This window comes from Mycobacterium cookii, from assembly GCF_010727945.1.
GTDB classification, from domain to species: domain Bacteria; phylum Actinomycetota; class Actinomycetes; order Mycobacteriales; family Mycobacteriaceae; genus Mycobacterium; species Mycobacterium cookii.
Genome location: NZ_AP022569.1, coordinates 4420988 through 4440668, shown reverse-complemented (window position 1 = coordinate 4440668; position 19681 = coordinate 4420988). Strand labels below are relative to the sequence as shown.

The 19681-nt window shown below is 67.2% G+C and carries 18 protein-coding genes; 9 read left to right on the top strand and 9 right to left on the bottom strand.

Features of this window, described 5'->3' with window-relative positions; translation table 11 throughout:
* Positions 1-34 precede the first annotated feature (34 nt).
* Positions 35-709, top strand: coding sequence for a TetR/AcrR family transcriptional regulator (locus tag G6N27_RS20815; protein ID WP_163779697.1), 675 nt, complete (start codon positions 35-37; stop codon positions 707-709).
* 50 nt (positions 710-759) lie between these two features.
* Here the strand turns inward: G6N27_RS20815 and rplL are convergent, their stop codons facing one another.
* The 4 genes from rplL to G6N27_RS20795 all read right to left on the bottom strand — a co-directional run bounded on the left by rplL (position 760) and on the right by G6N27_RS20795 (position 7221).
* The gene (rplL, locus tag G6N27_RS20810) at positions 760-1152 is read right to left on the bottom strand and encodes a 50S ribosomal protein L7/L12 (RefSeq protein WP_163779695.1); all 393 of its coding nucleotides are present in this window, start codon (positions 1150-1152) and stop codon (positions 760-762) included.
* A gap of 33 nt (positions 1153-1185) precedes the next feature.
* Entirely contained in the window at positions 1186-1800 is a 615-nt protein-coding gene (rplJ, locus tag G6N27_RS20805; RefSeq protein ID WP_163779693.1) for a 50S ribosomal protein L10, read from the bottom strand.
* A gap of 347 nt (positions 1801-2147) precedes the next feature.
* Positions 2148-3059, bottom strand: a complete 912-nt coding sequence (locus tag G6N27_RS20800) for an ROK family protein (protein ID WP_163779691.1) — start codon at positions 3057-3059, stop codon at positions 2148-2150.
* A gap of 1 nt (position 3060) precedes the next feature.
* Entirely contained in the window at positions 3061-7221 is a 4161-nt protein-coding gene (locus tag G6N27_RS20795; protein WP_163779688.1) for a glycoside hydrolase family 38 N-terminal domain-containing protein, read from the bottom strand.
* 57 nt (positions 7222-7278) lie between these two features.
* On the opposite strand from G6N27_RS20795, the gene G6N27_RS20790 reads away from it, so the two are divergent.
* From G6N27_RS20790 to G6N27_RS20755, 8 genes are all read left to right on the top strand, one after another.
* On the top strand, positions 7279-7881 hold the full coding sequence (locus G6N27_RS20790; RefSeq protein ID WP_163779687.1) for a DinB family protein: 603 nt from the start codon (positions 7279-7281) through the stop codon (positions 7879-7881).
* Entirely contained in the window at positions 7868-8779 is a 912-nt protein-coding gene (locus tag G6N27_RS20785) for an alpha/beta fold hydrolase (protein ID WP_163779685.1), read from the top strand. Before G6N27_RS20790 ends, G6N27_RS20785 begins: the two co-directional genes overlap by 14 nt.
* Positions 8780-8830: 51 nt before the next feature.
* Positions 8831-10177: an ABC1 kinase family protein gene (locus G6N27_RS20780; RefSeq protein ID WP_163779684.1), complete on the top strand. Its 1347-nt coding sequence runs from the start codon at positions 8831-8833 to the stop codon at positions 10175-10177.
* Between the two features lie 3 nt (positions 10178-10180).
* Entirely contained in the window at positions 10181-11083 is a 903-nt protein-coding gene (locus tag G6N27_RS20775) for an alpha/beta fold hydrolase (RefSeq protein WP_163779683.1), read from the top strand.
* A gap of 122 nt (positions 11084-11205) precedes the next feature.
* Entirely contained in the window at positions 11206-12069 is an 864-nt protein-coding gene (locus G6N27_RS20770; protein ID WP_163779682.1) for a cyclopropane mycolic acid synthase family methyltransferase, read from the top strand.
* Between the two features lie 141 nt (positions 12070-12210).
* Positions 12211-13107, top strand: a complete 897-nt coding sequence (gene mmaA4, locus G6N27_RS20765; protein WP_163779681.1) for a hydroxymycolate synthase MmaA4 — start codon at positions 12211-12213, stop codon at positions 13105-13107.
* Positions 13108-13202: 95 nt separating this feature from the next.
* Complete coding sequence (locus tag G6N27_RS20760) at positions 13203-13895, top strand: YciI family protein (protein WP_163779680.1); 693 nt, start codon at positions 13203-13205, stop codon at positions 13893-13895.
* Between the two features lie 7 nt (positions 13896-13902).
* A complete protein-coding gene (locus tag G6N27_RS20755) occupies positions 13903-15129 on the top strand; it encodes an RNA polymerase sigma factor (RefSeq protein WP_163779679.1) in 1227 nt (408 codons plus the stop codon).
* Here the strand turns inward: G6N27_RS20755 and G6N27_RS20750 are convergent.
* From G6N27_RS20750 to secE, 5 genes are all read right to left on the bottom strand, one after another.
* Positions 15126-16994 carry a fatty acyl-AMP ligase gene (locus G6N27_RS20750; RefSeq protein WP_163779678.1) on the bottom strand — a complete coding sequence of 623 codons (1869 nt, stop codon included), beginning with the start codon at positions 16992-16994 and terminating at the stop codon, positions 15126-15128. The two genes, G6N27_RS20755 and G6N27_RS20750, sit on opposite strands and share 4 nt — an antisense overlap.
* 65 nt (positions 16995-17059) lie before the next feature.
* Positions 17060-17767 (bottom strand): 50S ribosomal protein L1, encoded by a 708-nt coding sequence (gene rplA, locus G6N27_RS20745; protein WP_163779677.1) that lies wholly within the window; start codon positions 17765-17767, stop codon positions 17060-17062.
* Positions 17768-17902: 135 nt separating this feature from the next.
* A complete protein-coding gene (gene rplK, locus G6N27_RS20740; RefSeq protein WP_163779676.1) occupies positions 17903-18331 on the bottom strand; it encodes a 50S ribosomal protein L11 in 429 nt (142 codons plus the stop codon).
* A 47-nt stretch (positions 18332-18378) separates the two neighbouring features.
* Entirely contained in the window at positions 18379-19155 is a 777-nt protein-coding gene (gene nusG / locus G6N27_RS20735) for a transcription termination/antitermination protein NusG (protein WP_163779675.1), read from the bottom strand.
* 50 nt (positions 19156-19205) lie between these two features.
* Complete coding sequence (gene secE, locus G6N27_RS20730) at positions 19206-19646, bottom strand: preprotein translocase subunit SecE (RefSeq protein ID WP_163779674.1); 441 nt, start codon at positions 19644-19646, stop codon at positions 19206-19208.
* Positions 19647-19681 lie beyond the last annotated feature (35 nt).

The following is a 19681-nucleotide window of genomic DNA, read 5'->3' as shown; positions in this document are numbered from 1 at the left end:
CGATAGTGCGCCGACTGTGTCAAGATGTCAACCGATGACTTCAGAAATTCCGCGAAACGTGCGTGACGAATTGCTCCGGGTTGCCGTCGACACGCTCAACCAGGACGGCCCCGACGGGCTGCAGACCCGCAAGATCGCCAGCGCTGCGGGCACGTCGACGATGGCGGTGTACACCTATTTCGGCGGAATGCCCGGGTTGATCGCAGCGGTTGCCGACGAGGGGTTGCGCCAATTCGACGCGGCGTTGACGATGCCGTCGACGTCGGATCCGGTCGCGGATCTGATAGCGACTCGGATCGCCTATCGGCAATACGCGATCGATCGCCCGCACATGTATCGGTTGATGTTCGGCAGCACCAGTGCAGACGGCATCAACGCGCCGGCGCACGACGTCGTCACCCTGAGCGTCGCCGAGATCAACGAGCACTATCCCAGCTTCGCCCACGTCGTACGCGGTGTGCACCGCTGCATGCTGGCCGGTCGACTGGCGGGGTCGCCCGACGACGACGCAACCGTCGTCGCTACCGCCGCACAGTTCTGGGCGGCCGTGCACGGCTTCGTGATGCTCGAGCTGGCGGGCTATTACGGCGCGCAGGGCAGCGCCGTCGACTCGGTGCTGACCGCGTTGACCACGAATCTTCTTGTCGCGCTGGGTGATTCACCGGAGCTGGTGCACAAGTCGCAGCACGACGCGGTGCAGCGGTCCTGAATGCACGAAACCCCCGGAGCCTTGCGGCGCCGGGGGTTTCGTTGTGTTGACTACTTGACGCTGACGGTGGCGCCGGCCGCCTCGAGCTTGGCCTTGGCCTCCTCGGCAGCTTCCTTGGGCGCCTTCTCCAGCACGGGCTTGGGCGCACCGTCGACCAGGTCCTTGGCCTCTTTCAGGCCCAGGCCGGAGACGATCTCCCGGACAACCTTGATGACGCCGATCTTCTTGTCGCCGGCGGCCTCGAGGATGACGTCGAACTCCGACTGCTCCTCAGCGGCCTCGGCGGGCGCGCCACCGGCGGCGGGGCCGGCAGCAGCCACGGCGACCGGAGCGGCGGCGGTGACCTCGAAGGTCTCCTCGAACTTCTTCACGAACTCCGAGAGCTCGAGCAGAGTCAGTTCCTTGAAAGCGTCGAGCAATTCGTCGGTGGACAGCTTGGACATGGTGTTGGGTCCCTTCCTGATTGATACGGGGTTTTATTCGGTGGTCTCGGCGGGGGTTTCCGCGGGAGCCTCGGTCGATTCCGCCTCGGCGGCGGGCGCCTCAGCGACGGGCGCGGCAGCTTCGGCGGGGGCCTCGGCAGCCTTCTTCTCTTGCAGCGCGGCAGCGAGCCGGGCGACCTGCGAGGCGGGCGCGTTGAACAGCCCGGCCGCCTTGGACAGGTTGGCCTTCATCGCGCCGGCCAGCTTGGCGAGCAGGACTTCGCGCGACTCCAGGTCGGCGATCTGCTCGACTTCGGCGACGGTCAGCGCGCGACCGTCCATGTAGCCGCCCTTGATGACCAGCGCCTTGTGGTCCTTGGCGAACTTCTTGATCGCCTTCGCGGCGTCGACGGCCTCGCCGCTGACGAACGCGATCGCGGTCGGGCCGACGAAGAGCTGGTCGAGCCCTTCGATACCGGCCTCCGATGCGGCACGCTTGATCAGCGTGTTCTTGGCGACCGAGTATGTCGCCGAGCCGGCCAGCGACCGGCGCAGCTCGGCCAGGTTGGCGACGGTCAGACCGCGATACTCGGTGATCACGGTGGCGGTCGACGCCTTGAACTGCTCAGCGATGTCTGCAACGGCGGTGGCCTTGTCAGCCTGGGCCATGCATCCCTCCTTGGGTTCTCGACCCGGGAATGACGAACGCCCCGACGCAGGAAGCGGTCGGGGCGTGAAGTGTCGGCCTTGGGCCGGCGACGGTCTGCCTCGTCCTCCTGCGTGGGTCGCCGGGAATTCCCGGACCTTCAACCGATTGCTCGGTGACCGACGGTCTTCGGTGGATCGCCGACCACCATACAGTGCACAGCCGTCATCAGCCAAAACGATCGGACAGCGGCCGAGGACCATATGCCCTTTTGCCCGCCTCTGAGCGACAACGGGTGCCGGGACGCGCCTCAACTGAGTGCGTTGTCGCGCAGAGGCGGGCAAACCGATGTGCGGGTCCGCCCAGTTGCTTACGTGGCAGAAGAGGCAAGCGCCGCCGCACCGATCAGCCCGGCGTCGCCGCCGAGCGCGGCCGGCACCACGCGCAGGTCGCGAATGAAGCTCAACCCGGTGTAGTCGGCCAGCGCGGCATTGAGCGGATCGAACAGCGTCCGACCCGATTTCGCCACTCCCCCGCCGATGACCACACAATTCAGGTCGCACACCGCGCCGACCGAGGCGATCATCGCGGCCAGCGCGGTAGCGCCGCGGTGGAATGCCCGCACCGCGACCGGATCACCGGCGGCAGCCGCTTCGGCCAGCACCGCGGCGTCGGCGTCCGGCGGGCCGGCCCAGCCGTTGTCCAACGCCCACCGCGTCATCCATGGGCCGGCGGCGACGGTTTCGACGCACCCGTGGCTGCCGCAGTGGCACAACTGCCCGTGGGGTTCGACGACGACGTGGCCGACGTGGCCGGCATTGCCCGTCCGCCCGTGATACGGCACCCCATCGAGCACCAGCCCCCCGCCCACACCGGTGGACACGACCATGCCGAGCATGAAACCGACGCGGCGGCCCGCGCCGCGCCAGTGCTCACCGACCGCCATACAGACAGCGTCGCCGGCCAGCACCACCCGCGCGCCTAGCACCACGCCCGCAACCCGGTCACGCAGCGGAAACTCTTGCCACGCAGGGATGTTGATCGGGCTGACCGTCCCGGCGGTCGAGTCGATGGGGCCCGCGCAACCGATGCCGACCGCGCTGATGGCGCCCTCGGCCGCTTCGACCGCGTCGGCGATCGTCTGCCGAAGTGCAATCCAAACATGTTCTGCATCATCGGTTTTCGGGGTGGGACAGGTGGTCTTGTGCACCAGCGCACCGGCCGGGTCGACAAGGCCGGCGGCGATCTTGGTGCCACCGATGTCGAGGGCGAGGGTCAACACGTCATCGCACTGTCACGTTCACCGCGTGCGAATAGACCAGGTTGCCCGCGCAACCGATCCTGACCAGCGCCCACCACCGCCCCGGCTTGATCCACGGCGGCGGAGCGACGTCGAAGGTCAACTCCGCAGTGCCACCAGCCGACAGCACTGCTCCCCGGGTCGCCGGCCCGATCCATTCCCAGGTCCCCCACGGGCTGACCAGATGCGCCTCAAGGGCCAGCTCGCCGCAGGCAGCGCTGCCGACGGTGACGGTCAACTTTGCCGAATCACCCGCTGCCACTTCGACATCAGCCGGCTCGTCGACCAAATACACCAGCGCGCGCTCGTCGACGTCCCCGACGGTCACCAGGCACACGTCCTCCACGACCTGATGCCACGACGGCGGCAGGTGATCGCCGCTGACCCGCAGCTGCGCCCGAACCGGATAGACCCCTGGCTCGACGTGCTTCGGAATCCGCACGGCCACCGGGCATTTTCTATGCCCACCGGGCGGCAGTGCGAAACGAACCGACTCCGCGGACCAATCCGGCGGGCAGACCAGTGTCACAACGCCGTTGAGCTCCGCGTCGACGCTGTCGCTGGCGATGGTCAGCCGCAGCGCCAGCTCCTCTCCGGAGGCCGCGACCCGATGTGGATGTAGATATGCGACGACCGGCAAGCCACCCAGCGGAGCGGGCCCGCGGTTGTGCAGCCAGTACCGCGCATACAGCGGCTGGCAGTTCTCGGCGTCCGGGGCCAAGGCCGTTGTCGTGCAGTCGATCAGACGCGGTATCTCCAGGCGGGCCAACTCGGTGCTGATCTGGTAGCCGTCCAGGGTGGCGTTCCGCCGGGCCGGTCGGCCGGGCAGCGGGCTCTCCAGCAGGTCGGCTGCCCGCAGGGTCGAGAGGCTACCCAGCGCGGACCGCACCTCGACGTCGACGGTGCGACCACGGGTTTCGACCAGTCGCAGGGCCACCGCCGCCGGGTCGACGGGCCGAGCACTGCTGCGCACCAACGGGTTTCCGGCCGGCTTGAGCGCGGTCAGTTGGGCGCCGTCGACCTCGAGCAGCGAGCCGGCCACGGGTAGCGTGCCGGATCCGCCGGACCGCTTGACCGCCAGTAACGGCTCGGAGAACTCGGCGCTGCGGGCCGGGATCGCCGCCTCGCGCCAATCGCCGTCGCCGGCGACGAGCGCGTAGTCGAAGCTGTGCGTCCAGTGCTGCAGCTGAAAGCTGGTGCCGTCGGGCGCGGTGCGCCGCGGGTCGTCGATCCAGGCCCGCGACGGCCATCCGGTGCACGAGCGCATCAGCGCGGTGTGCAGGGTGCCGTCGCTGTCGACCGCGAAACTCGGTGTCCCCCGGTTCAACAGCGCGACGGTCCGCGACTCGCCGTGCCGCATCCCGGAGGGCACCTTCTGGTCGATCGTTATTTCCGCGTCGGCCAAATCGGCGACCACCGAGGCCACTGCGGCGCCGAGTTCGGCGTCGTCGGCCGACGCGATCACCAGCACCGGCAGCGCGGCCGGGTCGCGCAGGTCAGCGCCGGGCACCCAGCCTTCGGTCAACGACACCGCCGCGGGCACCCACACCGCGGCGCGGCCGGAACGGGCCAGTTGGCGGTCGACCTCGGCGGCGTAGTCCCGATGCGCCCTCGCCAGAACAGTTTTGGTGAACGCATTCTGACTCGGGCCGCCGACGACGATGCGGGCGTCCGGCAGGTTGGAGTCGACGCCGAGGTAGCCGTAGCGCGGCCGGTCGGCGCCGCTGCAGGTCGCGGTGACGCCGGCCCGCGCCAACGCCACCATCAGGTCACGCGCCAACGAGCCGGACTCCGTCTCGGCCGGCACCACCACCTCGGCGACCGACACCGCCCGCACGCCGTCGCCATTGCGGACACGCAGCGCCGACGACAGCCCGAACCAGCCGTAGGCCGGGTTGTCCAGCGTCCACGGGTACACCGCGGAGTCGACCGATTCAGAACCGTTGCCCAGCAACGCGAAACCGCGGCCGATGACCGCATCGCCGACTTCGCTGACCGGCATCGCGCCCGGCACCGGACACGGCCAGCGCAGCCGGAGTAACTGGTCGGCGTCGTCGAAGTCGTCGATCGTGGTGCGACAGTCCACCCGGTCGATGCCGTACCACAGCGTCAGGGTTTGGGTGTAGCGCAACATGTTCCCGAGGCGACCGCGCACGACCATCCGGTGTCCGACCGGGCTGTACTCGGCGCTGACCCGGGCCTCGGTGTCCGAAGAGCTGACCACCATCCCGTTAGGCACCAGATGCCACGGGCCTTCGCCCTCGCGTGGGTGGGCCGCGTATTCCTGGTAGGCGGCCAGCTCGTTGCCGACCCGGCCGCCTGCGATCAGCTGTCGCCCATGGTGAATCAGCGACGACACTGCGCCGCCCCGCGACGGGTCGACGGTGAGCCGGTAGTGCTCGTTGGCGATCTCGTTGCCCGCCAACGGCTTCCAGCTGAAGGGCGCGCTGCCCCGACCCAGCTGGTAGGCCCGCCAGCCCAACGACGGCACGTCGCGGGCCAGCCAGGTCAGCGTGTGTCCGTCGTCCTCGACGACCGTCGGCAGCGCGGCGCCGTCAGCATCGACGACGCACACACCGACCTCGACAGGCGTGTCGAGGTGCACCGTCACCATGTCAGTCCGATTGTGCGTCAAAGGGTTCCACACCACCATCGACTCACCCGCATCGACTGCGCGGGACAACACGGCAAGCGAGTTGTCCCGCGCACCTCGGCCCAGTTCCCACGCATCGCGCCAACCCGTCAGCAGGTCCAGGTAGACCTGGTCGGACTCCGAGCCGGTGATCGCGTCGTGGTGGGCGCCGTAGACCAGCTGAACCCACGCCCTGGCCAGCGCCGCCGACGGATAGTCGACGCCGGCGGCCTGGGCGGCGAACACCGCGAACTTCTCCGCGGCCAACAGCGTGTGCTCGGCCGCCCGGTTGGCCAGCTTGGTGTCGATATAGGACACGTGGCAACCGGTGTAGATCGGATTCATGTCACGGGTCTGCGGCGACGGCGTCAGCCCGCGGCCGTCCAATTCGGAACGCACGGCAGCGAAGAACTCCCGCGGCAACGCGCAGACGAAGCGCGGCCAGGTGTAGCGCGACGCCCAGTCACGGTGGATCGAGGTGATCCACCGGTTCGGTGGCGTGTAGTCGGTGCCGACCGGCAACAGCACGTTGCGGGTCAGCGCGACTTTCTTCAAATCGGCGAACAATCGGTAGACGGCGTCCTCCGCGTCGGCCAGCGACGGCGAGTCGTCCATCCACCAGCCCGCCGCGTAATGCGCCGGCATGTAGTGGGTGAGCAAGCCGCGGCCAGACGGCGCGACCCATTCGAACTCGCTGGAGAACTGCATGCCGTCGACGCCGCATTCGTTGTGCACCGGACCCCATTGGTGGTGCGGCCCGCGCGCCCATGCGCTCGACGTCAACCCGGCGTCGGCCGCCATGCCGGGAAACTGCGGGTCGTGCCCGAACACGTCGAGCTGCCACGCCGTCGCCGGGTGGGCGCCCAGCACGTCGCGCTGAAAACCGAAGCCATGCACCAACGTTCGGATCGTGGTCTCGGGGCTGATCAGGTTGGTGCTGGGTTCGTTGTAGGTGCCGCCCATCACCTCGACGCGGCCTTCGGCGATCAAACGCCGCAGATCGGCCCGGTTCTCGGGATGGGTGTCCCAGTACGGCTTGAGGTAGTCGACCTCGGCCAGCACGAACTTGTATTCCGGTTCATTGCGGGCTTTTTCGAGGTGCATCCCGATGAGGTCGAAGGCGTGCGTCTGCCGGCACCGGCCGGGCGGGCTCTCGGTCCAGACGCTGGTGTAGGCACCCTGGGTGTTCCACCACACCGGATCGTAGTGAAAGTGGTTGACCATGAACATCGTCCAGCCGGGTTCGGCGACGGTGAACACGAACGACGTGACGGAATCTCTTAGACTCGCCTGCGCAGTGCGGCGTTGTCCGATCACCGGCGCCTGCACGTTCACCGGCACCTCGATGACGTTCTCGCCGGCCGCGATCACCGCCGATCCGCTCAGCCCGTCGCCCTCGACGCGCACCGGCATAGACTCGGTGACACCGTCGACCGTCACCCGCACCAGCTGCAGCGGCGCGTCCGGTGGGCCCGAGAAAAGCTCCGTCGACTCCGCCGAAATGACCTGCATTACTGCACCCTACGGCCGGATGACAGGCTTGCGCCTAAGCAACAGGAAGGATCGCCGATGCCCGCTCTCGCCTCGCCCGTATCCGACGAACGCAGCGCGCTGCGCGAGTACCTGTCCTATCACCAGAGCGCGTTCTTCGCGGTGGCCTACGGCCTGACCGACGAGCAGGCCCGCCTGGCGCCGACGGTCAGCGCGTTGTCGGTCGGTGGGCTGGTCAAGCACGTCACCGCCATGCAGCGCACCTGGATGGCACGGGTTGCGGCGGCACCGGAGGCACCGCCGAAAGATCCCCGGCCGTTCGAGGAGGTCGCCAAGGAATTCGGCGATCAGCACCTGATGCGGCCCGACGAGACGCTGGCCGGCCTGCTGGCAGCGTTCGAAACCCAGAACGCCGCGTCGCTGCGACTGGTCGAGACCGCCGACCTCGATGCGAAAGTGCCGGTGCCGCAGGATATTCCGTGGTTCCCGAAGGGCATCAAGGATTGGTCGGTGCGATGGGTCATCCTGCACGTGATCAACGAGCTGACCCGGCACTCCGGCCACGCCGACATCATCCGGGAGAGCATCGACGGCGCCACCATGTACGAGCTGCTCGCCGGGCTGGAGGGCTGGTCGATAGAGGGCTGGGTGCAGCCTTGGAAGCCCAGTGCTGACTCGTAGGGGTCTGGCGCGGCACGGCGACATCGAGCTCTATTACGAAGACCTCGGCGACCCGAATGACCCGCCGGTGCTGCTGATCATGGGCCTGGGCGCCCAGCTGCCGATGTGGCCGGACGGCTTCTGCGCACGGCTCGTCGACGCGGGCTTCCGGGTGATCCGGTTCGACCACCGCGACACCGGGCTGTCGGCCAAGCTGCACGGCCAGCGCGCGCAGGGGTCGGTCTATCGGCGGGTCGCGCGGTACGCCGTGGGCCGGCGCAGCCCGGTGCCCTACACGCTGGTCGACATGACGGCCGACGTCATCGCCCTGCTCGATCACCTCGAGATCCATCGGGCCCACGTCGTCGGCGCCTCGATGGGCGGGATGATCGCGCAGATCCTGGCCGCCACCGAGCCGGACCGGGTCGCCTCGCTGGCGGTGGTGATGTCAGGCACCGGCCGGGCGTTCTCCCGCCTTCCCGCCTGGCGGGTGATCCGGCTGGCATTCACCGCGCCCGGCGATGACGCGTCCGACGAGGAGAAGCTGGCCTTCGAGGTCCGCAACGTCGCGATCTTCAACGGCCCGAACTTCTTGCCACCGGAAGCAGAGCTGCGCAGCCGCATCGAGCGGCTCGCCGAGCGTTGCAGCTATCCCCCGGGCATGCTGCGCCAATTCGACGCGGTGCTGGGCACCGGCAGCCTGCTGGAGTTCAGCAAGGCAATCACCGCGCCGACCGTCGTGCTGCACGGCTCACACGATCCGATGCTGCGGCTCCGCAACGGCCGGGCGGTCGCCGCGGCCATCCCGGATGCCCGCTTCGTCGTGGTCGACGGTATGGGCCACGACCTCCCCCAACCGGTGTGGCGGCCGATCCTGGAGACGTTGACCGAGAACTTTGCCAGGGTCGGCCTTCGGTGAGCCGGTTCACAGCGATTGGGCTTGACACCACCGATTTGGCAGACTGCTCCAATGAGTACCAACAACCACCGCGAGGTTGCCAGGCTTGACCGGGTGCCGTTGCCGGTCGAGGCGGCGCGCATCGGCGTGACGGGTTGGCAGCTCACTCGCACTGCAGCCCGCGTCCTGACCAAGCTGCCCGGCAAGGGGCCACTTCAGCAGAAGGTCATCAAGCAGCTCCCGCAGACCTTCGCCGACCTGGGCCCGACCTACGTCAAGTTCGGCCAGATCATCGCCTCGAGCCCGGGCGCCTTCGGCGAACAGCTGTCCCGCGAATTCCGCAGCCTGCTCGACCGGGTTCCACCCGCGAACAAAGACCAGGTGCACAAGCTGTTCGCCGAGGAACTCGGCGCCGACCCGTCGGAGTTGTTCGCCAGCTTCGACGAGGAGCCGTTCGCGTCGGCATCCATCGCCCAGGTGCACTACGCCACCCTCAAGACCGGCGAGGACGTCGTCGTCAAGATCCAGCGGCCGGGTATCCGCCGCCGGGTGGCCGCCGACCTGCAGATCCTCAAGCGGTTCGCGCAGGCCGTCGAGATGGCCAAGCTGGGCCGCCGGCTGTCCGCGCAGAACGTCGTCGCCGACTTCGCCGACAATCTGGCCGAGGAGCTGAACTTCCGCCTCGAGGCGCAGTCGATGGACGCCTGGGTCTCGCACCTGCACGCGTCGCCGCTGGGCAAGAACATCCGGGTGCCCCAGGTGCACTGGAACTTCACCAGCGAGCGGGTGCTGACCATGGAACGGGTGCAAGGCATCCGCATCGACAACGTCGCCGAGATCCGCAAGGCCGGGTTCGACGGCACCGAGCTGGTCAAAGCCCTGCTGTTCAGCTTGTTCGAGGGCGGCCTGCGGCACGGCCTGTTCCACGGTGACCTGCACGCCGGCAACCTCTACGTCGACGACAAGGGCCGCATCGTGTTCTTCGACTTCGGCATCATGGGCCGCATCGACCCGCGTACCCGCTGGCTGCTGCGCGAGCTGGTGTATGCGCTGCTGGTCAAGAAGGACCACGCGACCGCAGGCAAGGTCGTCGTGATGATGGGCGCCGTCGGCAAGATGCGGCCGGAGGCCGAGGCCGCCAAGGACCTGGAGAAGTTCGCCACCCCGCTGACCATGCAGACGCTCGGCGACCTGTCATACGCCGACATCGGCAAGCAGCTCTCGGCGCTGGCCGACGCCTACGACGTCAAGCTGCCCCGCGAGCTGGTGCTGATCGGCAAGCAGTTCCTGTATGTGGAGCGCTACATGAAGTTGCTGGCTCCGCGGTGGCAGATAATGTCCGACCCGCAGCTGACCGGATATTTCGCCAACTTCATGGTCGAGGTCAGCCGCGAACACCAGTCGGATATCGAGGTCTGACGCATGCAAATCCGCACCGGCACAGCCCGTTCGGGCGACTTGGACATCTACTACGAAGACATCGGCGACCCCGACCACCCGGCGGTGCTGCTGATCATGGGGCTCGGATCGCAGCTGCTGCTGTGGCGCGACGGGTTCTGCGGGAAGCTCGTCGACGCCGGATACCGGGTGATCCGCTACGACAACCGCGACGTCGGCCTGTCCAGCAAGACCGAACGGCGCAAATCGGGTGGCTCGGTGATACCGAACATGGTCAAGTTCTGGATCGGACTGCCCGGCGACGCGGATTACCGGCTGGAAGACATGGCCGACGACGCCGCGGCGATACTCGACCACCTCGAGATCGACGGCGCGCACATCGTCGGCGCATCGATGGGCGGCATGATCGCCCAGATCTTCGCGGCGCGGTTCAATCAGCGCACCCGTTCGCTGGCGGTGGTGTTCTCCAGCAACAACCAGCCGTTCCTGCCGCCGCCGGCGCCGAAGGCCCTGCTGGCGATACTCACCGGTCCCCGGGCCGATGCACCGGTCGAGGTGATCGCCGACAACTCGGTGCGGGTCTGGCGGACCATCGGCAGCCCCCGCTACCCCGCGCCCGAGCACCGGTTGCGCGCCGAGGCGATCGAAGGCTACGAGCGTTGCCACTACCCGTGGGGCGTCGCCCGGCATTTCGGCGCGATCCTGGCCAGCGGCAGCCTGGCCCGTTACGACCGGCAGATCACCGCGCCGACCGTCGTCCTGCACGGCAAGGCAGACAAGTTGCAGCGGCCGTTCGGCGGCCGGATGGTTGCCCGGTTGATCCGCGGCGCCCGGCTGGTGCTGATCGACGGCATGGGCCATGACCTGCCCGAACAGCTGTGGGACCGGATCACCGGCGAGCTGACCGCGACGTTCGCTCAGGCCTGACCGGCGGTCCTTCCGATTCGGCCTGACCAGGCCGATCGACTAACATGGCAGTCATTGTCGGGGGGCGGGTAGCCATTCCCGCGATCGGGTGGATACCGAAAATTAGGAAGGCGCGTAGCGCAATGGCCCAAAAACTCAGGCCGCATTTCGAAGACGTCCAGGCGCACTACGACCTGTCCGACGAGTTCTTCCGACTCTTCCTCGACCCGAGCCAGACCTACAGCTGCGCCTACTTCGAGCGCGACGACATGACCCTCGAAGAGGCCCAGCAGGCCAAGGTCGACCTTGCCTTGGGCAAGCTCGGCCTGGAGCCCGGGATGACGTTGCTCGACGTCGGCTGCGGCTGGGGCAGCACGATGCGCCGCGCGGTGGACAAGTACGACGTCAACGTCATCGGCCTGACGCTGTCAAAGAACCAGGCCGGCCATGTGCAGAAGACGCTGGACGAGATGGACAGCCCGCGTACCAAGGAAATCCGGCTGGCCGGCTGGGAGGAGTTCGACGAGCCGGTCGACCGGATCGTGTCGATCGGTGCATTCGAGCACTTCGGCCACGACCGCTACGACGACTTCTTCAAGATGGCGAACAAAGCACTGCCCGACGACGGGGTGATGCTGCTGCACACGATCACCGCCCTGGTGCCGTCGCAGATGACCGAGCGCGGCATGCCGTTGACGTTTGACCTGGCCCGGTTCATGAAGTTCATCGTCACCGAGATCTTCCCTGGTGGCCGGCTGCCGTCGATCGAGATGGTGGAAGAGCGCTCGGCGAAGGGGGGCTTCACGTTGACGCGCAGGCAGTCGCTGCAGCCGCACTACGCCAAGACTCTGGACTGTTGGGCCGCCGCGCTCGAGGCACACAAGGACGAAGCGATCAAGATCCAGTCCGAAGAGGTCTACGACCGCTACATGCACTATCTGACCGGCTGCGCCAAGGGGTTCCGGGTCGGGTACTGCGACGTCAATCAATTCACCCTGGAGAAATAGCCTGCAAATGACCGCTGAGGGTCAGTCCGATGATCGCCAATCACGGGTATTGTCCTGGCACAACCCGATAACGTGCACAGTCGGCGAACACCAACTCGGTTGAGGCGAAACAAAAGCAGTAGGAAGGGCAACAAGACGATGATGACTGACAATCCAGTCTCACCGACGGACACGCGTACGCGCCCCGAGGACATCCAGGCACACTACGACCTCTCCGACGACTTCTTCGGGCTGTTCCAGGACCCGACGCGGATGTACAGCTGCGCCTACTTCGAGCGTGACGACATGACTCTGGAAGAAGCCCAGATCGCCAAGATCGACCTGAACCTCGACAAGCTGGACCTGAAGCCCGGCATGACGCTGTTGGACATCGGCTGCGGCTGGGGCACCACGATGCGCCGCGCGGTCGAGAAGTACGACGTCAACGTCATCGGGCTGACGCTGTCCAAGAATCAGCACGCCCGAACCACGAAGGTGATGGACAGCATCGACACCAATCGCTCGCGCCAGGTGCTGCTGCGTGGCTGGGAGGATTTCAGCGAGCCCGTGGACCGGATCGTGTCCATCGAGGCGTTCGAGCACTTCGGCTTCGAAAATTACGACCGGTTCTTCAAGAACACGTTCAACATCATGCCCGACGACGGCCGGATGACCGTGCAGAGCAGCGTGGCCTACCACCCGTACAACCTGCACGCGCGCGGCAAGAAGATCACCTTCGAGACCGCACGGTTCATCAAGTTCATGCTCACCGAGATCTTCCCCGGTGGCCGGCTGCCCAGCACCGAAATGATGGTCGAGCACGGCGAGAAGGCCGGTTTCGTCGTTCCCGAACCGCTGTCGCTGCAGCCGCACTACGTCAAGACGCTGCGGATCTGGGGCGACGCGCTGGAAGCCCACAAGGACGAGGCCATCGCGGTCGCCTCCCAAGAGAACTACGACCGGTACATGCGGTACCTGCGCGGCTGCGAGGCCCACTTCGCCGACGAGACGATCGACTGCAGCCTGGTCACCTATCTCAAACCCGGCGCTGTCGCGTAACTTTTTTTCTGGCCGCTGTCGGATTGCGGGCGCGCCGTTCGTCGCACAGGTAGAGAGTGGAACACAAGGTTCTGCTCACTACCGGAGGTGACGACATGCAGTACCTCGCGTTGTTGATCCGTCAGGATCGCGATCTCACGCCCGACGAGCAGGCCACCGAGATGGCGGCCTATCAGAGCTTTCACGCCAGCGCGCGCTCGGCGATCCGCGCCGGTGATGCGCTGACGCCTGAATCGACCCGGATCAGCGGTGGTCCGGACGCGCCGACCATCACCGACGGACCGTTCGCCGAGGGCGCCGAAGTCGCCGGCGGTTATTACGTGTTCGAAGCCGAAAACCTCGACGATGCACTCGAATTGGCCCGCGGCATCCCCGCCGCCCGGCACGGCGCGATCGAGCTTCGGCCGATCTTCCACACCTTCGACGCCGAGTGGTCGCGCTCGGACGCGCAGTGGTTGGCGCTGCTTCTCGAGCCGCCGTCATCGGTTAATACACCGGGCACACCGGAATGGCAGGCCGAAGCGGAGCGGCATGGTGAATTCGCCGCCGCGGCAGGCGATCACATCGTCGGGGGTGCGGCCTTGCACGAGCCCGCGACGGCGACGACGGTGCGGGTCCGCGACGGCCAGGCATTGCTCACCGACGGGCCGTTCGCCGAAAGCGCGGAGATCGCGACGGGCTTCTATCTGCTGACGGCCGCCGACCGTGACGAGGCCGTGAAGCTGGCGTCGATGATTCCCGCTTCTACGGTCGAGGTGCGACAGCTGGCCGGGGTGTCGGGGCTCTAAACCACGAATGGTCGACCTGGACGGCGTCTTTCGGCGGGAGTGGGGTCCGGCCGTGGCCGCGCTGGCGCGTTGGTCGGGGGATCTCACGGTCGCCGAGGACGCCGTCCAGGAAGCGTTCGCCGAGGCGCTGCGAACATGGCCCCGCGACCGCGTGCCGGACAACCCCGGCGGCTGGGTGCTCACCGTGGCGCGCAACCGCGCTCGCGACCGGCTGCGCCGCGAATCGGTCCGACCGGGAAAGGAATGGGGCTACGTGGTCGAAGAGATCCAGGCCATCCGGGCTCGCACCGATCACGCCGACCCGCACCCGGTTCGCGACGACGAGCTGCGGATGATGTTCACCTGTGCACATCCCGCACTCGACCGGCTGTCACAGCTGGCGTTGACGCTGCGACTGGTGTCCGGGTTGACCGTCGCCGAGATCGCCCGCGCGCTGCTGCAGACCGAAACGGCTGTCGGACAACGGATTACCAGGGCCAAGGCCAAGGTGCGACACGCGAACATCCCGCTGCGGGTGCCGCCGGCCGAATTGCTGCCCGAACGCACGCCGCACGTGCTCGGCTGCATCTATTCGGTGTTCACCGAGGGCTACTGGTCGACGGCCGGGCCGTCGGCGATTCGCGACGAACTGTGCGACGAGGGCGTCCGGCTGGCCTCGGAGCTGTGCACGCTGATGCCGAGCGAGCCGGAAGCCCACGCGCTGGCCGCCCTTGTGCTGCTACATGATTCGCGACGGTCGACCCGGGTCGACGCTGACGGCACGTTGGTGCCGCTGGAGGAGCAGGACCGCGCGCGCTGGGACCGCGGCCGGATCGCGCGCGGCCTGAATCGGCTGCGACTGGCGCAGGGTTCGACCGGACCCTACCTACCGCAGGCGGTGATCGCCGCGCTGCACGCGACGGCATCGTCGTGGGACCAGACCGACTGGCGGGCGATCTGTGCCGCCTACGACAAGCTGGCGGTGATGACGGACTCACCGGTGGTACGCGCCAACCGGGCCCTGGCGGTGGGCTTTCGCGACGGGCCGGACGCGGGCCTGGCCGCGCTGGAGAAAGTCGCCCACGATCCACGGCTGGCCCGGTCCAACCTCGTCGCGTCGGTGCGCGCCGACCTCTTGCGACGAGCCGGACGGCGCGACGACGCGCTCACCTGGTATCGAACGGCGTTGGCGTCCAACGGTTCCGAGCCGGGCCGCGACTATCTGCGCCGCCGGATCGCCGAGTGCGGCGGTTAGTGGTTGCGGTGACCCAGTTCGCCGCTGAGATAGAGGGCGCGACAGGCACGGCGCGCGAGCTTGCCGCTGGTGGTGCGCGGGATGACGCCGGCCGCGACCAGCAGTACCTCGGCCAGGGGCAGGCTGTGCCGGCGGGACACCGCGGCGCGGATGTCGTCGATCACCGGTTGCGGGTCACCTCGGCCGGCGCCCGGCGCTCGTTCGGCGACGATGACCACGCGCTCGCCGACCTCGTCGGCGGACGCCCCCGGCACCTCGTTGGCCGGCACCGAAAACGCTGCCACATAACCCGATCGGACCTTCGGCGACGCCTCCGCGGTAGTGGCCTCGATGTCCTGCGGGTAGTGGTTGCGGCCGTCGACGATGATCAGGTCCTTGATCCGGCCGGTGATGTGAAGCTCACCGCCGATGTAGACACCGAGGTCGCCGGTCCGTAGCCAGGTGGCATCGCTCGGCGCACCCTCGGCGTGGCTGCCGGTCGCCAGTCGGCGCTGCAGCTTGTTGCCGAACACCTGGTTGGTCTCTTCGCGGCGGCCCCAGTAGCCTCGGCCGATGTTGTTGCCGTGCAACCAGATCTCGCCGACCTCGCCGTCGGGCAGCTCCGCCTCGGTCTCGGTGTCGACGATGACGCCCCACTGGCTGCGGGCGATTCGACCGCAGCCGACCGATGCGATCGCGTTGGGCGCGTCGCGCGGGACCGGGACCGCATGCCCGGCACCTAGCTGCTCACGGTCCAGATAGACGACGGTGGCCGCGGCGGAGAGGTCGATGGTCGAGACGAACAAGGTCGCCTCGGCCATGCCGTAGGACGGTTTGATCGCCGTGCTTGGCAGACCGTAGGGCGCGAACGCCGTGTTGAACTTCTCCATCGAGGTGATCCGCACCGGCTCCGAGCCGTTGATCAGCGAGACGACGTTGGTCAGGTCGAGGTCCTCACCCTCGTCGGGCAGCCCTCGCTCGACGGACAATTCGAAGGCGAAGTTCGGGGCCGCGGCGAACGTGGGGCCGTGCTTGGACTCCGCGGCCAGCCGGCGAATCCAGCGTTGCGGCCGGCGGACGAATGCGGCCGGCGACATCAGCGTGACCTGGGTGCCGAACACCGCCACGCACACGATCATCAGCAGACCCATGTCGTGGTAGAGCGGCAGCCAGCTGACGCTTCGGATGTCCCAGTCGATTCCGGTCGAGATCACCATCTGCAGCACGTTGGTACCGATCGCGCGGTGAGTGATCTCCACGCCGACCGGGGCTCGGGTGGACCCCGAGGTGTACTGCAGGTAGGCGATGTCGTCGGTGTCGAGCCGAACCGGCTGATAAGTGGCACCGACCGAGTCAGGGACTTCGTCGATCGCGATGATCCGCGGTCTGCTGTCGCGCGGAAGCGAGCGGACAAAGTCCGCAACGGCCGCGGCCGCCGCAGCGGTTGTCAAGACCACCGACGGCTTGGCGTCGCTCAACACCGCGTCGAGTCGCTCGGCGTGGCCTGGAAACTCCGGCGCGAACAACGGCACCGCGATGTCGCCGGCCTTGATCGCGGCGAAGAAGCCGACGATGTAGTCGATGCCCTGCGGCGCCAAGATCGCCACCCGGTCGCCGCGGGTGGTCACCTGCTGCAGCCGAGCGCCGATGGCGCGCAGCCTGGTGCCCAGCTGTCCCCAGGTCAGCTCGATCACAGTGCCGTCGGCGTCGTGGGAGTAGTCGAGGTAGCGGTACGCGACGGCATCACCGACGCTGTCGATGTGCCGGTCCAGAAATGTCACCAGGCTGACACCGTCGGGCAGGACGATGGATCCGTCCGCGTCGAGGTAGTCGGTCAACTCCGGCCGGTCGAACCGACTGCCCTCATTCCTAAAGGCGTCTGCCATGAGGAGATTCTAAGAGATAGGGGTACCGTTCCCCGGCAGCGACTGTCGGGGAACGGTAAACGTCCTTACGCCTCGGCGAAGTTACGCGTGACCGCCGGGTCGACCGGGATGCCCGGGCCGGTGGTCGTCGACACGGTGATCTTCTTCAGGTAGCGACCCTTCGACGACGACGGCTTGTGCCGCAGCACCTCGTCGATCGCCGCGCCGTAGTTCTCGGCGAGCGCCTTCTCGTCGAACGATGCCTTGCCGATGACGAAGTGCAGGTTGGCCTGCTTGTCCACCCGGAAGTTGATCTTGCCGCCCTTGATGTCCGACACCGCCTTGGTGATGTCCGGCGTGACGGTTCCGGTCTTCGGGTTCGGCATCAGACCACGCGGCCCGAGGATGCGCGCGATGCGGCCGACCTTGGCCATCTGGTCCGGGGTGGCGATCGCGGCGTCGAAGTCCAAGAAGCCGCCCTGGATCTTCTCGATCAGGTCGTCGCTGCCGACCACGTCGGCGCCGGCTGCCGCTGCCTCTTCGGCCTTTTCACCTACGGCGAACACCGCGACGCGGGCGGTCTTACCGGTGCCGTGCGGCAGGTTGACCGTGCCGCGGACCATCTGGTCGGCCTTGCGGGGGTCGACGCCGAGTCGGATGGCCACCTCCACGGTCGAGTCCTGCTTGGTCGACGACGTCTCCTTGGCCAGCTTGGCGGCCTGCAGCGGGGTGTAGAGATTGTCGCGGTCCACCTTCTCGGCCGCGGCGCGATATGCCTTGCTGTTCTTGCTCATTCGTTCATCCAATCTGATGTTGGGTTGTGGTTGGATTTTGTCGGACTCCTCCTCAGGCCGTTGACGGCCTGCATCGTCGTCCGACGGCGGGCCGAAGCTGGCCCTCCCACGGGTATTCAGTTGTTGGGGTTCCGCCTATTCGACGGTGATCCCCATCGACCGCGCGGTGCCGGCGATGATCTTGGCGGCCGCGTCGATGTCGTTCGCATTGAGATCGGCCTTTTTGGTCTCGGCGATTTCGCGGACCTGATCCCAGCTGACCTTGGCGACCTTGTTGGTGTGCGGCTCGGCCGACCCCTTGGCGACGCCGGCAGCCTTGAGCAGCAGCCGTGCCGCGGGCGGCGTCTTGAGCGCGAAGGTGAAGCTGCGGTCTTCGTAGACGGTTATCTCCACCGGCACGACGTCGCCGCGCTGGCTTTCCGTCGCGGCGTTGTAGGCCTTGCAGAACTCCATGATGTTGACGCCGTGCTGGCCGAGCGCCGGACCGACCGGCGGGGCGGGGTTGGCCGCTCCGGCCTGGATCTGCAGCTTGATCAGCCCGACGACCTTCTTCTTCGGGGCCATGAGTGTTGGTGTTCCTTCTTTCTAAAGCCGGATTGCTCCGGCGCTCCTTAAATCTTCGAGACCTGGGTGAAGCCCAGTTCCACAGGTGTTTCGCGGCCGAAGATGGACACCAGCACCTTGAGTTTCTGCTGTTCGGCGTTGACCTCGTTGATGGTGGCCGGCAACGTCGCAAACGGTCCGTCCATCACGGTGACCGACTCGCCGACTTCGTAGTCGACCTCGACCACCGGGCGTTCCAGGCCACCTTCGCTGGCCGCGACCGCTGTGCTGGCCGCGCCCTTGGCGGGCTTCTTCGCCGCGCCTTGTGGCAGCAGGAACTTCACCACGTCGTCGAGCGTCAGCGCCGACGGGCGCGACGTCGCGCCGACGAATCCGGTAACGCCCGGCGTGTTGCGCACCGCCGACCACGAGTCGTCGGTCAAGTCCATCCGCACCAGGATGTAGCCCGGCAGCACCTTGCGGTTGACCTGCTTGCGCTGGCCGTTCTTGATTTCGGTGACCTCTTCGGTGGGCACTTCGACCTGGAAGATGTAGTCGCCGACGTCGAGGTTCTGCACACGGGTCTCGAGGTTGGCCTTGACCTTGTTCTCGTATCCCGCGTAGGAGTGGATGACGTACCAGTCGCCCGGCTTGGTGCGCAGGTCAGCCTTCAGCGCGGTGGCGGGGTCGACGTCTTCGGCCTCGTCCTCAGCGGCAGCGGGGGTCTGTTCGACCGCTGGTTCCGCTTCAGCCGTCTCGGGGACGTCGTCGGCGGAGACCTCGTGCAGCGCTGCTTCGATGTCGACCGTCTCACCCACGGGCAGATCGCCGTCGGAGGTAGTCACGGATTATGGGTCCTTCCTCAATACGTCAGTCTCGATGGCCTGTACCAGGCTCAGCCGAACACCAGGAGCACTAGCTTGGCCAAGCCCAGGTCCACCACGCTGATCAACGTCACCATGAACACCAGGAACGCCAACACCACCGAGGTGTACGTACCCATCTGCTTGCGGTTCGGCCAGATCACTTTGCGCAGCTCGGCGACAACCTGGCGCAGGTAGGTGATGACGAAGACGATCGGGTTGGTCGACTCTTCGCCGGCCTTGCCCGACGCCTTGGCTTTCTTCGCCTTCTTGGCTTTCTTGCCCGTCGCGTCGTCGGCGTCGCTGTCAGTGAGCTCGACCGCGCCGGAGCTGTCGGCGTCGTCAGCCCTGTGACGGGACCGCTTTCCGCTGGGTCGCTGCGGCCGCGTCACAACGGCCGTCCGACCGCCTTGCGTGTCGTCGGTTCCGCCGCCGTCGGCTGCGGCGTCGGCATCGTTGCGTTCGTCGCTCACCGCATGCTCCTTCGTTCCATGTCGTGCGGGGTGAT

Coding starts and splice junctions, on each gene's coding strand:
- G6N27_RS20815 (WP_163779697.1), top strand. CDS start 35: ATGACTTCAGAAATTCCGCGAAACGTGCGTGACGAATTGCTCCGGGTT.
- rplL (WP_163779695.1), bottom strand. CDS start 1,152: ATGTCCAAGCTGTCCACCGACGAATTGCTCGACGCTTTCAAGGAACTG.
- rplJ (WP_163779693.1), bottom strand. CDS start 1,800: ATGGCCCAGGCTGACAAGGCCACCGCCGTTGCAGACATCGCTGAGCAG.
- G6N27_RS20795 (WP_163779688.1), bottom strand. CDS start 7,221: ATGCAGGTCATTTCGGCGGAGTCGACGGAGCTTTTCTCGGGCCCACCG.
- G6N27_RS20790 (WP_163779687.1), top strand. CDS start 7,279: ATGCCCGCTCTCGCCTCGCCCGTATCCGACGAACGCAGCGCGCTGCGC.
- G6N27_RS20780 (WP_163779684.1), top strand. CDS start 8,831: ATGAGTACCAACAACCACCGCGAGGTTGCCAGGCTTGACCGGGTGCCG.
- G6N27_RS20775 (WP_163779683.1), top strand. CDS start 10,181: ATGCAAATCCGCACCGGCACAGCCCGTTCGGGCGACTTGGACATCTAC.
- G6N27_RS20770 (WP_163779682.1), top strand. CDS start 11,206: ATGGCCCAAAAACTCAGGCCGCATTTCGAAGACGTCCAGGCGCACTAC.
- mmaA4 (WP_163779681.1), top strand. CDS start 12,211: ATGACTGACAATCCAGTCTCACCGACGGACACGCGTACGCGCCCCGAG.
- G6N27_RS20760 (WP_163779680.1), top strand. CDS start 13,203: ATGCAGTACCTCGCGTTGTTGATCCGTCAGGATCGCGATCTCACGCCC.
- G6N27_RS20755 (WP_163779679.1), top strand. CDS start 13,903: ATGGTCGACCTGGACGGCGTCTTTCGGCGGGAGTGGGGTCCGGCCGTG.
- G6N27_RS20750 (WP_163779678.1), bottom strand. CDS start 16,994: ATGGCAGACGCCTTTAGGAATGAGGGCAGTCGGTTCGACCGGCCGGAG.
- rplA (WP_163779677.1), bottom strand. CDS start 17,767: ATGAGCAAGAACAGCAAGGCATATCGCGCCGCGGCCGAGAAGGTGGAC.
- rplK (WP_163779676.1), bottom strand. CDS start 18,331: ATGGCCCCGAAGAAGAAGGTCGTCGGGCTGATCAAGCTGCAGATCCAG.